Origin of the sequence: Roseococcus sp. (assembly GCF_965227005.1) — a bacterium.
Taxonomy (GTDB): domain Bacteria; phylum Pseudomonadota; class Alphaproteobacteria; order Acetobacterales; family Acetobacteraceae; genus Roseococcus.
On record NZ_CBDDFJ010000009.1, the window covers coordinates 61,338 to 76,722 of the forward strand.

The 15,385-nt window shown below is 69.7% G+C and carries 16 protein-coding genes; 6 read left to right on the forward strand and 10 right to left on the reverse strand.

Going from position 1 to position 15,385, the window contains the following annotated elements; all coding sequences use genetic code 11:
* Position 1 precedes the first annotated feature (1 nt).
* Together ACO057_RS04685 and ACO057_RS04690 are read right to left on the reverse strand one after the other, a co-directional pair.
* Positions 2-985 carry a hypothetical protein gene (locus ACO057_RS04685; RefSeq protein ID WP_421989194.1) on the reverse strand — a complete coding sequence of 328 codons (984 nt, stop codon included), beginning with the start codon at positions 983-985 and terminating at the stop codon, positions 2-4.
* Between the two features lie 242 nt (positions 986-1,227).
* Entirely contained in the window at positions 1,228-2,280 is a 1,053-nt protein-coding gene (locus ACO057_RS04690; RefSeq protein WP_421989195.1) for a glycosyl hydrolase family 8, read from the reverse strand.
* A gap of 191 nt (positions 2,281-2,471) precedes the next feature.
* Here ACO057_RS04690 and ACO057_RS04695 point away from each other — a divergent pair, with 191 nt between their 5' ends.
* The gene (locus ACO057_RS04695; RefSeq protein WP_421989196.1) at positions 2,472-3,308 is read left to right on the forward strand and encodes a fumarylacetoacetate hydrolase family protein; all 837 of its coding nucleotides are present in this window, start codon (positions 2,472-2,474) and stop codon (positions 3,306-3,308) included.
* A 67-nt stretch (positions 3,309-3,375) separates the two neighbouring features.
* On the opposite strand, the gene ACO057_RS04700 is transcribed toward ACO057_RS04695, so the two are convergent.
* Complete coding sequence (locus tag ACO057_RS04700) at positions 3,376-4,161, reverse strand: N-acyl homoserine lactonase family protein (protein ID WP_421989197.1); 786 nt, start codon at positions 4,159-4,161, stop codon at positions 3,376-3,378.
* A gap of 80 nt (positions 4,162-4,241) precedes the next feature.
* Between ACO057_RS04700 and ACO057_RS04705 the strand changes: the two genes are divergently transcribed.
* From ACO057_RS04705 to ACO057_RS04715, 3 genes are read left to right on the forward strand one after another with little or no spacing between them, the layout of a single operon-like run.
* On the forward strand, positions 4,242-5,375 hold the full coding sequence (locus tag ACO057_RS04705; RefSeq protein ID WP_421989198.1) for a zinc-dependent alcohol dehydrogenase family protein: 1,134 nt from the start codon (positions 4,242-4,244) through the stop codon (positions 5,373-5,375).
* 52 nt (positions 5,376-5,427) lie between these two features.
* Entirely contained in the window at positions 5,428-6,378 is a 951-nt protein-coding gene (locus tag ACO057_RS04710; protein WP_421989199.1) for a Bug family tripartite tricarboxylate transporter substrate binding protein, read from the forward strand.
* Positions 6,379-6,383: 5 nt separating this feature from the next.
* Positions 6,384-7,178 carry an alpha/beta fold hydrolase gene (locus ACO057_RS04715; RefSeq protein WP_421989200.1) on the forward strand — a complete coding sequence of 265 codons (795 nt, stop codon included), beginning with the start codon at positions 6,384-6,386 and terminating at the stop codon, positions 7,176-7,178.
* On the opposite strand, the gene ACO057_RS04720 is transcribed toward ACO057_RS04715, so the two are convergent.
* Complete coding sequence (locus tag ACO057_RS04720) at positions 7,175-8,362, reverse strand: vWA domain-containing protein (RefSeq protein ID WP_421989201.1); 1,188 nt, start codon at positions 8,360-8,362, stop codon at positions 7,175-7,177. The genes ACO057_RS04715 and ACO057_RS04720 overlap by 4 nt on opposite strands.
* Before the next feature lie 4 nt (positions 8,363-8,366).
* A complete protein-coding gene (locus ACO057_RS04725) occupies positions 8,367-9,212 on the reverse strand; it encodes an AAA family ATPase (protein WP_421989202.1) in 846 nt (281 codons plus the stop codon).
* 85 nt (positions 9,213-9,297) lie between these two features.
* On the opposite strand from ACO057_RS04725, the gene ACO057_RS04730 reads away from it, so the two are divergent.
* Positions 9,298-9,630 carry a hypothetical protein gene (locus ACO057_RS04730; RefSeq protein WP_421989203.1) on the forward strand — a complete coding sequence of 111 codons (333 nt, stop codon included), beginning with the start codon at positions 9,298-9,300 and terminating at the stop codon, positions 9,628-9,630.
* A 31-nt stretch (positions 9,631-9,661) separates the two neighbouring features.
* Here the strand turns inward: ACO057_RS04730 and ACO057_RS04735 are convergent, their stop codons facing one another.
* The 4 genes from ACO057_RS04735 to ACO057_RS04750 form a co-directional block, all read right to left on the reverse strand.
* Positions 9,662-10,141 carry an RNA pyrophosphohydrolase gene (locus ACO057_RS04735; protein WP_421989204.1) on the reverse strand — a complete coding sequence of 160 codons (480 nt, stop codon included), beginning with the start codon at positions 10,139-10,141 and terminating at the stop codon, positions 9,662-9,664.
* 11 nt (positions 10,142-10,152) lie between these two features.
* Positions 10,153-11,268 carry a divergent polysaccharide deacetylase family protein gene (locus ACO057_RS04740; protein WP_421989205.1) on the reverse strand — a complete coding sequence of 372 codons (1,116 nt, stop codon included), beginning with the start codon at positions 11,266-11,268 and terminating at the stop codon, positions 10,153-10,155.
* Positions 11,269-11,280: 12 nt separating this feature from the next.
* Positions 11,281-12,669: a S41 family peptidase gene (locus tag ACO057_RS04745; protein WP_421989206.1), complete on the reverse strand. Its 1,389-nt coding sequence runs from the start codon at positions 12,667-12,669 to the stop codon at positions 11,281-11,283.
* Positions 12,670-12,854: 185 nt separating this feature from the next.
* Positions 12,855-13,445, reverse strand: a complete 591-nt coding sequence (locus ACO057_RS04750; RefSeq protein ID WP_421989207.1) for a NeuD/PglB/VioB family sugar acetyltransferase — start codon at positions 13,443-13,445, stop codon at positions 12,855-12,857.
* Between the two features lie 54 nt (positions 13,446-13,499).
* Between ACO057_RS04750 and ACO057_RS04755 the strand changes: the two genes are divergently transcribed.
* A complete protein-coding gene (locus tag ACO057_RS04755; RefSeq protein ID WP_421989208.1) occupies positions 13,500-15,047 on the forward strand; it encodes a serine hydrolase domain-containing protein in 1,548 nt (515 codons plus the stop codon).
* A 38-nt stretch (positions 15,048-15,085) separates the two neighbouring features.
* Here the strand turns inward: ACO057_RS04755 and ACO057_RS04760 are convergent.
* Positions 15,086-15,385, reverse strand: a 300-nt coding sequence (locus tag ACO057_RS04760; protein WP_421989209.1) for a DUF2171 domain-containing protein, incomplete at its 5' end; no start/stop codon positions are given.

The following is a 15,385-nucleotide window of genomic DNA, read 5'->3' on the forward strand; positions in this document are numbered from 1 at the left end:
TCTAGAAGGACGATGACGACCGCAAGGCGGCGCGGAACGTATCGATGGGGGACGCGGCGGGCGGATTACCCGCAGCTATCAGACGCATAACCTCCCCTAAAGGAACTGTCACGGCCGACGCGGGCACGATGCCCTCCCCGGCGGAAGCGCCGGTTGCAGGGGCGGACGACAGGCCGGTCGGGACGGCCTGGAAGGACGGGCTGGGCAAGGGCTGCTCGGCAGAGCCGGCAAGCTGGCTGCGGAGCCGCGCGAGCGTTCCGCCCAAAGCGGGCGGCGGCGGCGCGGGGGACGGCTCCGGAATCTGACCGATGGCGTCGAGCAGGCTGAACTCCGTCGGCACGGGCGCGGGCTGCGCCACGGCGAAGGCGGCGATCTCGGTCTCGCGAACGGCCTGAGGGGCCGGACGGGCCGTGGAGGCCAGGGCGGCCCAGTCGATCGCGGCCGGCTTGGGCTCGGGAACGGCGGGAGGCGAAAGCGTCGGCGGGACAGCGACGGGCGCCGGAGCAGCCGGGACGACCACCGCCAGCGGAGGAACGGACGGCGGGGCGGCAGCCGGCTCCGCGGGCGCGCGAGGCGCCGCCACGACCTTGGTCGCCACGGGCAGGACCGGTGGCACGGCCACGACGGTGGGCCTGGGCGCCGGCGGCATCGCGCCTGGCGCGGCCGGGACGGCAACCAAGACGGGCGGAGGTGGCGCCGCGGCGATCGGCAGCGAGATGGGAAGCGGCGGCGGCACGGCGGCCAGGACCGGCGGAGGCTCCACGATCGCGGCTTCGGCCGGCGGAGCCACGGCGATGGGCGGGGAGGCCTGCGGCGGCTCCACTGGCACGGCCTCCTCGGAAGCTACGGTAACGAGGGGAACCATCGTGATGGTCGGCTCCTCGGCTTCCAACGCGGCCGGAAGAACTTCCACCTCGACGGGCGCTGCGGCCGCCTCAACCTCGGCCAACCGCGCGACCGCGGCGGCGGCGCGGATTTCACGCAAAACGGCTTCAGGATCCTGGGATGCGGCTTCACTGCGGGGCGCATCGTTGCGGACCGGCATATTGCCGAAGCTACGATACTTGAGCCCAGGCGCGTTAAACGCCGCAGCGACACGCGCTACGTCCGGTTCCTTCGCCATTGCTACTCAACTTCCCAATTCGATCGACGCGAAGAATGCCTACAAACTTCGTTCCCGCAAACCATTTTTTCGACACGGGAAGGAATCTTAAGGATGTGTTGTCGTTAAGCCATGCCTGAATCTCGGGCAGCCAGCGCGGCCAGCAGACTGAGCGCGCCCGAATAGTAATTGGGCATGGATATCGGGGCGCCTGGCGTCCTGGCCGGCTCGCTGCCGAATCGATGCGCCGCGGCCAGCCGCGCCACATCCGCAATGCCCGGCGAGGCCGCATAGGGCGAAATGCCGTTGGTGGTGAGATCGGCCCAGGCAGGCAAATGCCGGTGCCCTGGATCGCTCCAGAACTCGGCCGGACCGGTCAGTCCCGGCTCATCGCCGAGCCCGACCCAGGCCATGTAGAGGGGTACCCGCACCGCGTCATAGGAGAAGCGTGCCGGCCAGTCGGGCGGCAGGCCCAGCTGGCCGTCGGTACGGCGGATCAGCAGCCAATCAGGCGGCAGGCCCCAGCGCCCGAACCGGCCCTCGCGCAGCAGGGCCACCCCATCGGCAGCGAGGTTGAGCCAGGCCGGATCCGGCAGCGCGGCGGCGAGCGCCCGGATCGCGGGAAAGGCATAATAAGAAGGATTTACAATGACGTGATCGTCTCGGCTGAACCCGTGAATCCCTGGATAAAGCACGGAATATGGGCCGGCGACGCCGACCAGAAGACGCAGGATATCCCTGGCCATCGCCTGGCCTTGAAGCGTGTATTCCCTCCGCCCCCAGCGATCGCCGGCCTCGATCAATGCCCAGGCAATGAACAGATCCCCATCCGTCGCGTTGTTGGGATCGTCGACCGGACGGGCGGCCTGCGGGCGGAAGCGCCAGGAGAAGAGCTCGTCCGCGGGCCGCTTGAGGTGCCGCATGGTCCAGCCGCGAAGGCGATCAAAGCTGGTTCGGTCGTCGCCCCGGACGGCGCCGAGCATGCCCCATCCCTGCCCTTCGGAATGCGACATGTTCTGGTTGCCGGTGTCGACAATCCGCCCCTCCCTCAGCATGAAACGGTCTCGGAAGGCAGGCCATTCGGCCGGCCCCGCTCCGTCGCGGGGCTGTGCGCTTGCCGCCCGCACGGACAGGGAGACCGAGGGCAACGCCAGAAGCGTCGATCGTCGCGGCAACATCGAGCCTCTCCCCAGGATGGAATTTTAACGTGTCATGAATGAGAAAAGTATATGAATTATTACTCCGCGCCGGCAGGGGCTTGCCATTTCGAAAATCAGGCCTTCCCCTTGCGCCTGCCCTACCGGAGGAACGAACAGTGGCTCTTAAACTCGTAACATTCTCAAGCCCTTCGGGCCCTCGTCCCGGCGCCATGCTCGGCGATTCCGAAATCCTGGACCTCCAGGCCGCGGGCCTCGCCTATGCCGACCTCGCGGCGGTGATCGCCGAAGGGGCCTCCGCCGTTGCCGCGATACGCGCCAAGGTTGCGAACCCGCCGGCCGGCGCCAAGGTTGCCCTGGCCTCGACGAAGCTGCTGGCTCCCCTGCCCCGCCCGGCGCGCAACATCTTCTGCGTGGGCCGCAACTACATGGACCATGTCGCCGAGGGTGACCGCACGCGCGGCATCACCAGCAGCGAGCTGCCGAAGTTCCCCCAGTTCTTCACCAAGGCGCCGGACACGGTCATCGCCCCGGGCGACACCATCCCCGACCACGGCGCCACCGGCGTGACGGAGTGGCTGGACTACGAGGCGGAGCTGACGCTCATCATCGGCAAGCCCGGCGCGAACATCTCGAAGGAGGATGCGCTCAGCCACGTCTTCGGCTGGACCATCGCCAATGACGTGACGGGCCGCGACCTGCAGCGCCGCTACGGCCAGTGGTTCAAGGGCAAGTCGCTCGACCGCTCCTGCCCGCTCGGCCCCTGGATCATCCCCGCCGAGGACCTCGACGCCTCCGACCTCGCCATCCAGCTCTGGATCAACGGCGAGCAGCGCCAGTCCAGCCGCACCAGCAAGATGATCTTCGACGTGAAGGACATCATCTATCACCTCTCGAAGGGCTTCACTTTGCTGCCCGGCGACGTGATCATGACCGGCACGCCCGAGGGCGTCGGCTATGCCATGGTGCCGCCGCAGGTGCTCAAGACCGGCGACGTGGTGAAGATCGCCGTCGAGGGCATCGGCGAGCTGACCAACCCGGTCGGCTGACCGGCCGGGGCGCGATCGGCGGCCCACGGGCCGCCGTGAATGCCCTCCCCGACAGGCTCCGGCGGGTTCAGCCCGCCGGAGCGACATCGAGCCGAAACACGTCCTTCGCCGTCTCCGGATACATCGCCCGCACGCGCGGATCATGCCCGGCGATCACGTGATCCGGGCCCTCGCCCAGCTTCGGCAGCATCGCGATCCCGTCGAGATATTCCTGCACGTTCACGATCACCGGGAAGGGGTTCCCGGTCTCGCCATTGGCGAAATAATGCATCGCGTCCGAGGCGAGGACGACCCAGCCGCGCTTGGTGTGCACCCGCACCACCTGAAGCCCCGCCGCATGCCCGCCGACATGGCGCACGGTAATGCCATCCGCCACCACGCCCTCCCCTTCGTGGAACTGCACGCGGTCGCCATGTACGAGGCGGACGAAGTCGACGATCTGCTCCACGTCATAGGCGCGCCGCATGAAGGGCTTGCACATGCAGGGGCCGGTCGCATGCGCGATCTCGCAGGCCTGGGCGTGGAAGCGCGCGCGGGGGAATTTGTCGAAGTTGCCCGCATGGTCCCAGTGCAGATGGGTGCTGACGACGGTGTCGATCTTCGTTGCGTCGACGCCGATCTCGCGCAGCCCCTCCGTCGGGCAGCGGAGGAAGTCGTTGCCGCGCGCCTCGCACAACTTCTTGTCGGCGCCGCTGTCGATCAGGATGGCGCGGCCATCCTTCACCGCCGCCCAGACGAAGTAGTCCATGGGCATCAGGGTGTCGTGCGGATCCGCGGGCGCCATGACGAAATTGTCGCGCGCCTTCTTTCGCGGGTTGGTCGCGTAACGAATAGCGTAGAGATCCCAGGTCATCGTGCATTTCTCCCTGGCCGGATGCTGGACAGGCGCGAGGCCGCCGTCCAGCCTCCCCGAAACCGGGAAGGAAGTTTCGCATGCGCATGAAGGCCGCCGTTCTGCACGCTCAGGGGATGCCGCGCCCCTATGCCGAAACCAAGCCCATGCAGATCGAAGAGGTCGAGCTCGAGGCGCCCGGCCCCGGCGAGGTGCTGATCGAGATCGCCGCCGCCGGCCTCTGCCATTCCGACCTTTCCACCGTGGAGAATCAGCGGCCGCGCCCCCTGCCCATCATCATCGGCCATGAGGGCGCGGGCATCGTGCGCGCGCTGGGCGAGGGCGTGACGGGCCTGGCCGAGGGCGACCACGTCATCGCGCTCTTCGTCACCAGCTGCGGCGATTGCCGCTATTGCGTGCGCGGCAGGCCGAACATCTGCGCCTCCTCCTTCGCGACTCGCGCCAAGGGCACGCTGATGTCCGGCGCCAAGCGCCTCAAGCGGCTGAACGGGGAGCCGATCAACCACAATTCCGGCCTCTCGCTCTTCGCGCAATTCGCGGTGGTGATGCGCGACAGCCTGGTGAAGATCGACAAGGACATCCCGCTGGAGGACGCGGCCATCTTCGGCTGCGCGGTCATGACCGGCGCGGGCGCCGTGCTCAACACCGCGCGGCTGCGCCCCGGGGAGGAGGTCGCCGTCGTCGGGCTCGGCGGCGTGGGGATGAACGCGCTGATGGCGGCCGTGGCGGCGGGCGCCTCGCGCATCATCGCCGTGGACACGAGCGCGAAGAAGCTGGAGCTCGCGAAGGAATGGGGCGCGACCGACACCTTCCTCGCCGGCAATGCCGATTGCGCGGCCGCCGTGCGCGACGCCACGGATGGCGGCGTGGACACGGTGATCGAAACCGCCGGCAGCATCCCCGCGCTGGAGCTGGCCTATGCCATCACCGCGCGCGGCGGCAGCACCATCAGCGCGGGGCTGCCGAACGTCGCGGCGAAGTTCTCCTATCTCCACGCGGCGCTGGTCAGCGAGGAGCGCAGCATCCGCGGCAGCTACATGGGCAGCTGTGTGCCCCAGCGCGACCTGCCGATGCTGCTGTCGCTCTACCGGCGCGGCAAGCTGCCGGTGGACAAGCTGAAGAGCGGCTTCGTCTCGCTCGACGAGATCAACCTGGGCTTCGATCGCCTGTCGGACGGCACCGTGCTGCGGCAGATCCTGCGGCCGAATGGCTGATCGCGCCCGGATTATCGCTCCCCGTCGGCTGGCTCACCACAAGGAGACAAAGATGCAGCGCCGCCTTCTGCTCACCGGCCTCGCGACCATGCTCGCCTCCCGTCCGGTGCTGGCGCAGGAGGCCGCTCCGCCGCTGCGCATCGTCGTGCCCTTCCCACCGGGCGGCAGCTACGACGTCGTCGCGCGGCTGATCCAGGTACCGCTCGCCGCGCGGCTGCGGCGCAATATCGTGATCGAGAATCGCGGTGGCGCCGGCGGCAATCTCGGCGCCGAGGCGGTGGCGCGCGCCGCGCCCGATGGCAACACCGTCCTGCTCTGGGGCGATGGCGTGCTGAGCAACGCCGCGCTCTATCGCAACCTGCCCTGGGATCCGCTGCGAGACTTCGCGCCCGTGGCCATGGTGGCCGATTCCCCCGTCATCATCGCCGCGCGCGCGGGCGGCCCCTCCCTCGCCGAGCTCATCGCGACAGGCAAGCGCGACCGGCGCGGCTACAGCTTCGGCACCGCCGGCAACGGCTCGCCCGGCCATATCGCCGGCGCGCTGCTCGGTCGCATGACGGGGGTGGAATTCCAGCACATCCCCTATCGCGGCGGCGCGCCGGCCCTGGCGGACCTGCTGGGCGGGCAGATCGACCTCGCCTCCAATCCCTTGCCGGCCGTCATCCCCTTCATCCAGGGCGGCCAGCTGTCGGCCCTGGCCGTGGCCGGCGAGCGCCGCATGCCGCAGATCCCCGAGGTGCCGACCGTGGGCGAGCTGCTGCCCGGCTTCGCGGTGAACAGCTGGTACGGCGTGCTCGCCCCCGCGCGCACGCCACCGGCTGCGGTGACCGCCCTGTCCGAAGCGCTGATCGCCACGGCGCGCGACCCGGCCGTGGTCGCGGCGCTGAACGCGCAGGGCTTCACCTCCCGCACGCTCGACCCCGAGGCGCTGGGCGCCTTCCTGCGAACGGAGGCGCCGCGCTGGCGTGAGATGGTGGCGCTCTCCGGGGCGGCGGTGGAGTGACGGCGATGCACCGGACCCGCTTCGCCCTTGCCGAGGACGGCTGCCCGATCGCCTATGCCATCGCGCCGGGCGCGGCCGGCGCGCCACGCGTCGCGCTGATCCATTCCCTCGCCCTCGACCGCCACTTCTGGGACGCCGTGGTGGCGGAGGCCGCGGGCGAATTCGAGATGCTTGCGCTCGATTGCCGCGGCCATGGGGCTTCCGTCGCCACGGGCCCTTTCACGGCCCATATGATGGCCGATGATCTGGCGGCCGTGCTCGATCACGCGGGATGGGATCGCCCCGTCATCGCCGGCGCTTCCATGGGCGGCAGCGTGGCCCTGGCCTTCGCCGCGCGGCATCCCACGCGCACGGCCGGGCTTCTCGCGATCGACACCACCGCCTGGTACGGCCCGACCGCGCCCGAGGACTGGGCCCGCCGCGCCGGTGTGGCGCGGAAGGACGGCATGGCCGCCCTGCTCGAATTCCAGCGCGCGCGCTGGCTGAGCGATGCCTTCCGCACGGCGCATCCGCAGGTGCAGGCGGCGCAGGAGGTCACTTTCCTGCGCACCGGCATCGAGGCCTATGCGGCGGCCTGCGGCATGCTCGGCGTGCTTGACCTGCGCGCGGCGATCGATGGCATCACCGCGCCCACCGCGGTGCTGGTCGGCGAGGAGGACGGCGCGACGCCGCCGGCCATGGCCCGGGCCATCGCGGCGGCCATTCCGGGCGCGACGCTGGAGATCCTGAAGGGCGCGCGCCACCTGACGCCGCTGGAGAGGCCACGCGAGATCGTGGCGGCCCTGCGCGGCCTCGGCTAGCGCAGCGCCTTGGACAGGCCGTCGAGCCCGTCCAGCGTCATGGGGAACATCCGCCCCTCGACCGCCTCCTGGAGCATGCCGATGGTCGCGGTATAGCCCCAATGCGTCTGCGGCGTCGGGTTGAGCCAGGCGACGCGCCGGAAATGCGTCGTGATGCGCTTCATCCAGACCTTTCCCGATTCCTCGTTCCAATGCTCCACGCTGCCGCCGGGCTCCACCACCTCGTAGGGCGACATGGAGGCATCGCCGACGAAGACGACGCGCCAGTCCGGGCCATAGGTGCGCAGCACGTCCCAGGTGGGCGTCTGCTGGTCGTGGCGGCGGCGATTGGACTTCCAGAAGCGCTCATAGGGGCAGTTGTGGAAGTAGAGGTGGACGAGGTGCTTGAACTCCGACTTCGCGGCAGAGAACAACTCCTCGGAGGCGCGGATATGGTCGTCCATGCTGCCGCCGATATCGAGCAGCAGCAGCACCTTCACCGCGTTGCGCCGCTCGGCCTGCATCTTGATGTCGAGCGTGCCGGCATTGCGCGCCGTGGCGCCGATGGTGCCGTTCACGTCGAGCTCATTGGCCTCGCCCTGGCGCGCGAAACGCCGCAGCCGGCGCAGCGCCAGCTTCATGGCGCGTGAGCTCAGCGCCGCATCGTCATCGAGGTCGCGGAACTCGCGCTTGTCCCAGACCTTCACCGCGCGGCGGTTGCCGCCGCGCTCCTGGCCGATGCGCACGCCCTCGGGATTGTAGCCCTCGGCGCCGAAGGGCGAGGTGCCGTTGGTGCCGATCCAGCGGCTGCCGCCCTGATGGCGGCCCTTCTGTTCCGCGAGGCGCTGCTTCAGCGTCTCCATCAGCTTCTCGAAGCCGCCCAGCGCCTCGATCTTGGCGCGCTCCTCCTCGGTGAAGAGGCGCTCCGCCAGCTTCTTCAGCCATTCGGCCGGAAGCTCGCGCTGGATGATCTCGCCCGTCAGCGTCGTCTCGGGCTGAAGACCCTTGAAGAACTGGCCGAAGGCCTGGTCGAAGCGGTCGAGATGCCGCTCGTCCTTCACCAGCGTGGCGCGCGCCAGGTAGTAGAAGTCGTCGAGATCGTAATCGGCGACGCCCTCCTTCATCGCGCCCATCAGCATGAGCCATTCGGTGACCGAGGCCGGCAGCCCCGCCCGCCGCAGCTCCAGGATGAAGGGCGCGAACACCCGATTACCTCCGCGCGCGGTTCAGGAAGGCCAGCCGCTCGAAGAGGTGCACGTCCTGCTCGTTCTTCAGCAGCGCGCCGTAGAGCGGCGGGATCGCGACCTTGCTGTCGCTCGTGCGCAGCGCCTCGGCCGGCATGTCCTCGATCATCAGCAGCTTCAGCCAGTCCAGCAGCTCGGACGTCGCGGGCTTCTTCTTGAGCTCGCCGACCTCGCGGATCTGGAAGAAGACGTTCAGCGCCTCGCGCGCCAGGTCCGAACGCAGGTCCGGATAATGGCTCTGCAGGATGAGCTCCATCGTCTCCCGGTCGGGGAAGCGGATGAAGTGGAAGAAGCAGCGGCGCAGGAAGGCGTCCGGCAGTTCCTTCTCGTTGTTCGAGGTGATGATGACGATGGGACGCTGATGCGCGACGATCGTCTCGCGCGTCTCGTAGACGTGGAACTGCATGCGATCGAGTTCGAGCAGCAGGTCGTTGGGGAATTCGATATCGGCCTTGTCGATCTCGTCGATCAGCAGCACCACCGGGGTGGGGGAGGTGAAGGCCTCCCAGAGCTTGCCCTTGATGATGTAGTTGGACACGTCGCGCACGCGCTCGTCGCCGAGCTGACCGTCGCGCAGGCGGCTCACCGCGTCGTATTCGTAGAGGCCCTGCTGCGCCTTGGTCGTGGACTTGATGTGCCATTCGATCAGCGGCAGGCCGAGGCTGCGGGCGATCTCCTGGGCCAGCACCGTCTTGCCCGTGCCCGGCTCGCCCTTGACCAACAGCGGGCGTTGCAGGGCGACCGCGGCGTTGACCGCCACCTCCAGCTCGCGCGGGGCGATGTAGCGTTCGGTGCTGGCAAACTTCTTCACGCGATATCCTCTTGGGGGTCGTGCGCCAGTGTTCCCCCATGGGGACGGCCTTCGCAAGAGAGCCCCCCTCGGGCAAAAGAGGGGCATGAACGTCTATTTCCTCGCGATGCTGTTCCTGGGTGTGGCCGGGATGATCGAGAACCGGTGCAGCACGCCGGGTCTGCGGCCGGAATATCCGCCCGCGGACCGCGCCTTCCGGCTGCTCGGCCGCTTTTCCTTCGGCATGTGGATCGCGCTCATCATCTTCGGCTTCTGGAAGCTGGACTGGCTGCAGCCGGTGGTGGCGGTCGTCGGATCGCTGGCGGTGAATGCGCTGGTGATCGCGAACGGCGTGCGGACCTGGTGGCCGGCCTTGGCCATGGGCCTCGCGCTGCTGGGCATGGGCCTCGCGAGCAAGCTCTTCTTCGACGCATTCTGAGGCCGGGCGCCCTGCCCGGCCCATTCCCGCGCTACGAAGCGAATTCCGCGAAATCGACGGCGAGGCGCCGGTAGATCTCGGCCTTGAACGCCACCGCCATCTCCGGCAGTTCCGACAGCCGCGCCCATCGCCAGGCGTCGAACTCGGGATGCGGGTCCAGGTCGAGGCGGATATCCGCATCCGTTCCGGTGAAGCGCAGCGCGAACCACTTCTGCGTCTGGCCACGGAACTTCCCGCCCAGCGCCTTGCCCAGCAGCTCCGGCGGCAGGTCGTAGTTCAGCCATTCGGGGTGCTCGGCGATGATCTCGGCCTTGGCGGTGCCGACCTCTTCCTCGAGCTCGCGCAGCACGGCCACGCGAAGATCCTCGCCGGCATCCACCCCGCCCTGGGGCAGCTGCCAGCCGCCGGGCGCGCCCTCGGCATTGGGCATGTCGGCACGGCGCGCGACGAGGATGAGCCCCGCCGCATTGAACAGAACGGCGCCCACATTCGGGCGATAGGGGAGCGTCATCGAAGCCTGTCCTAGCGATTCACCACGCGTGTAGCATTGCCCGGCCGCGCCGCCTCCGCGCCCTGCGGGCGGTTTGCTTCCGCGCCCTGCGGGCGGCTCGTTTCCGCGCCCTGCGGGCGACGCATCACCGCCGTCACCGGCGCCAGCACGACGCTTCGAATCTCGATCCCGGCCGCCCAGACCGCGATGCGCTCCAGCGCGACGGGCGTCACCTCGCCGAGATAGCCCAGCGCCGCGCCCCGCGCCCGCGCCACGCGCTCAAGCTGCGCCAGACGCGCATCGATCTCCCCCCGCGTGGCGGGATCGTCCACCACCACATCGGCCACGCGCCCCCAGGCGCGCTGCGGATCGCCGGCACCCGGCCGCGGATCGAAATACAGCATCCCGCGATCGGCCAGCGCGATCTGCAGGCGGGAGAAGGGCTCGGCCAAGGCCGCGAAGCGCTCGCCCCGCATCGCGCCGAGCGCGCCGACGGCCCCCACATGGCCGGGGAAACGCGCCATCAGCCAGTCCAGCCGCTGCGCATTCTCCGTCCAGGACAGGCCGGTCAGCAGCGCCCGGTTGCCGGGATCGTTCATCGGGAAGCCCGCCGGCTCCATCGGAATGGCGAGCAGCGTCTCGAAGCCACGCCGCCGCGCGCGCTCGATCAGGGGATCGGGCCGGGCGGCATAGGGGTTGAAGGCCAGCGCCACGGTCGGCGGCAGGGTGTCGATCGCCAGCTCCGACAGGGCCTGGGACAGGCCGACCCCGCCCAGGATCAGCGCCACGCGCGGCCGTGTCTCCTCGCGGCCGAACTCGCGCGCATAGGCCCGCAACGGCATCAGCCCATCCGGCCCGATTTTCGGCAGGAGACCGGACGCCGTCCCCTCGATGAGATTCGCATCGATGAAGCGCTGCAGCCCAGCCGGCAGGCGAGTTTGCAGGGCGCTCCAGGCGATGGCAGGCGCCGCCTCGACCGGGGCGGGCGGCTCATCGGCGACGGATGCCTGCTGCACGGCCCGCGGGCGCTCCGGCGGCCCGAGCGCGGCGAGCCGCAAGGCCCCGCCCCCGATGACGCAGATCACCAGGATCCAGAAGAGGCCCAGCCAGCGCCAGCCATGACTTCGGGGAACAGGATCCTCGGTCACGGCATCACGGGGTCAGCGCTGCGCCCGGCGCTGCGGCTGGGCGGCCATGGCGCGGATCAGCACGAGCCCCTGCTGGAGCTGGAAATCCGTCTCGGGCTTGGTCGGATCGAGGGCGGGGAAGCCCTCGGGCGGCTGGCGCTGCACGCGCTCGGTGACGGAGGCCGGCAGGTTCAGCGGCGGCAGGGGCACCGCGCCGTTCTGCGCCTCGGTCCCCTCGGCGCGAAGGGCGCGGCGCAGATCGGCCTCGCGCTCGCGTGCGCCGGGCGTGGCCGCGGCGGTCTGGGGATCCTGGCGCGTCGCGCGCACCTCGATGTCCGGCTCGATGCCGGTGGACTGGATGGAACGGCCGGAGGGCGTGTAGTAGCGCGCCGTCGTCAGCCGGATGGCGCCGTTATTGCCGCCCAGCGGCATCACGGTCTGCACCGAGCCCTTGCCGAAGCTGCGCTGCCCGATCACCACCGCGCGGCGATGGTCCTGCAGCGCGCCCGCGACGATCTCGCTGGCCGAAGCGCTGCCCCCGTTCACCAGCACCACGATCGGCAGGCCGCCGGTGATGTCGCCCGGGCGGGCGTTCCAGCGCTGGGCGTCCTCAGGACGGCGGGCTCGGGTGGAGACGATCTCGCCCTGCTCCAGCAGGTCGTCCGACACCTGGACCGCCTGGTCGAGCAGGCCGCCCGGATTGTTGCGCAGGTCGAGGATGACGCCCTTGAGATTGCCGCCCGCCTGCTGGCGCATCGCCGTCATGGCGCGGCGCAGATTGGTGTCGGTCTGCTCGTTGAAGGAGGTCACGCGGATATAGGCCACGTCGTTCCCCTCCAGGCGGTAGCGCACCACCTGCGGGCGGATCACGTCGCGCGTGATGGAGACCTCGATGGGGCGCTGCTCGCCCTCGCGGCGGATGGTGAGGCGGATGGCGCTGCCGCGCTCGCCCCGCATCTGCTCCACGGCCTCCTGCAGGGTCAGGCCCTGGGTGCTGGTGCCGTTCAGCATGGTGATGAAGTCGCCCGGCTTCACGCCGGCGCGGGCCGCGGGCGTCTCGTCGATCGGCGAGATCACGCGGATATAGCCGTTCTCCTGCGTCACCTCGATGCCGAGGCCGCCGAACTCGCCGCGCGTCTGCACCTGCATGTCGCGGAAATTGCGCGGATTGAGATAGGCGCTGTGCGGGTCGAGCCCCGTCAGCATCCCGTTCACCGCGTTCTCGACGAGATCGCGATCCTGCACCGGCTCGACATATTCGGCGCGGACGCGCGCGAAGACATCGCCGAAGAGCTGCAGCAGGCGGTAGGTTTCCGCGCGGCCGCCATCGGCCTGGGCCAGGGCAGCGACCTGCGGGCCGACGATGAGGCCCGCCGCGAAGGCGCCGGCGACGATGGCGGTGGTCCCGACCTTGAACTTCATGCAGAGAGCCTCATTCCAAAAACGCCTTGCGCGCCCTTCCCGCTGGTCTGTCCATCCGGGGCCGCCGACGGCGCGCCGGCTGGTACCGCAATGATACACCATTCGGGCAGGAAAAGCTTAACCCTTCCTCTAGATGCCATACCAGAGGAACAGACGGACGGGTCCTGCCCGCGTGCAAAGAATTGTCACAGCAGGATTCTGGCCGGTACACCCGCCACGCGTGAAAACGCCTCCACATGGTCCAGGACCGAGGCCCCGGCGCCGATGATCGCCCCCTCGCCGACTCGGATATTCGGGGCGATCACGGCCCCGGCCCCCACCATGGCCCCCGCGCCAATCCGCACCCCGCCGCAGAGGATCGCCCCTGGCGCGACATGGGCGCCCTCGCCCAGCTCCACGTCGTGCTCCACGATGGCGCCGGTATTGACCAAGGCGAGCCGCCCCACCCGCGCCTGAGCGCCGAGGACGGCCCGTGGCATCACCACCGCCCCCTCGGCGATCTCCGCGCTGCGCGCCCGCACCGCGGAGGGGTGCAGCAGCACCGGCAGCGCCGCGCCCAGTCGCCGCGCGGCCGCCAGCCGGGCGGCGTTGTCGCCCACGGCCAGCAGCAGGGGCAGGCCCCCATGCGCCGCCTCCCGGCCCAGAACGGGCAGGCCCAGCACGTCCGGCAGCGGCGCGCGGTCGTCCAGGAAGCCCACGACCTCGAAGCCTGCATCGCGCGCCGCCTCGCAGACCGCGCGCCCATGCCCGCCGGCGCCGAGGATGGCCACCCTCACTTCACGGCTCCCGCATTGCCGCTAGTCTGGGTGCAACCCCGGGGAATGCGACCAATGACCGATCTCGACCTGCTGCGCCTGGAGCGGCGCGTGGAGCGCCTGCTCGACCTGCCGGCCGGGGCGCCTGGCGCCACCCTCGGCATCGCGCGCGACGGACAGGTGCTGCTGCACCGCTCGGGCGGCCTCGCCTCGATCGAGCTGGCCGTGCCGATCGGGCCTGACACCACCTTCCGCATCGCCTCCGTCTCCAAGCAATTCACCTGCGCCGCCATCCTGTTGCTCGCACGCGAGGGGAAGCTCGCGCCCTCGGATCCGGTCCGCAGACACCTCCCGCGCCTGCCGGCCGTGGCCGACAGCATCACGCTCGACCATCTGATGCGCAACACCTCGGGCCTGCGCGACATGCTGGAGCTGAACCGGCTGGGCGGGGTGGATCTGGGCATGCCGCTCACCGAGGCCGAGCTGGACGAGGGGATCGACCGGCAGGCCACGCTGAACTTCCCGCCCGGCTCGCGCTACCTCTATTCCAACAGCGGCTTCCGCCTGCTGGGCCAGGTCGTGGAGCAGGTCTCCGGCCAGAGCCTCGCGCAATTCCTGGAGGCGCGGATCTTCGCCCCCCTGGGCATGACGCGCACGCGCCACACGCCCGAAATCGCCGTGCCGATCGCGGGCCTCGCCACCGCCTATCTGCCCGACGGCAATGGCGGCTTCACCCGCGCGCAGCATGGCTTCCCGCTGGGCGGCGAGGGTGGGCTGGTTTCCTGCGTCGAGGATCTGCTGCTCTGGGGCCAGGCCATGGATCGCGGCGCGCTGGGCGGCATCGCGGCGGAGCTGGAGGCGCTGGTGCCCTTCACCAATGGCGAGCCGGGACGCTACGCCCGCGGCCTGCAGGTGGATGTGTGGCGCGGCCTGCCCAGTGTCAGCCATGGCGGTCTCTGGCCGGGCTATAAGACGGCCTATCTGCGCATCCCCTCGAAGGGGCTGACGGTGGTCGCCATCGCCAATCACGGGGGGATGGACCCCTCCTTCCTGGCCAATGAGGCGGCGGCCGCGGCGCTGTCGGGCGACGCCGATCTCCAACCCGTCCCCGCCGGGATCGACACGGCGACCATGGTCGGCACCTGGCTTTGCGAGGAGGACGGCCTGTCGCTCGATTTCGGCGAGGACGGCGTGGCCCGCATGCATGGCGTGCCCTACGCGCTTGCCGCCACGGCGGATGGCCGGCTCGCGGCGTTGCGGGGCAGCTTTCCCTTCCTCGCATCGCCGCCGAGGGACGGCGTCATGGAGGTGGAGTTCGATGCCGGATGCCGCAGGCAATTCCACCGCGTGGAGACGGTCGAAGCACCGGAGCTGGACGGCGACTGGCATTGCGCCGAGCTGGCGACGAACTGGCGCATCCGTTCGGGGAACATCCGCGCACGCGGCCCCGTGCGCGCCTCCGCCTCGACCTGGCGGATCCAGGCCCTGAGCGCGCGGAACCTGCGCATCCAGATCCCCTCGGCGCTGTATCCGGCCTGGGCGGATGCCGTGCTATCGGCGGATGCGAAGAGATTAACGATCAACGCCGGCCGCGCCCGCGGCCTCGTCTTCGATCGCGCATAGAAATCGGCGCCGGAGCACGCTCCGGCGCCTTGAAACCCTTAGGCGCCGGGCTGGGCCTTCAGCGCCTTCTTGGCCTCTTCGGAATTCACGTTCAGCACGACCTTGCCATTCTCGACGCCCTTCACCTGGTTGACGGGAAGGAAGTGGTGGTGGCCCTTTCCGTGCGGATCGCTGTCCTTGGTGAGCTTGATCTGGTCGCCCTGAAGATGGTCGACGGTGCCGACCGGATTCCCGCAGGAGCCCACGACCTGCATATGCTCCTTGATGTCCGACGTGTTCATATTGGCGATCCCTTCTTGCAGGCGCCGATTCGGCGCCATGGCAGAAGGAACGTCCCG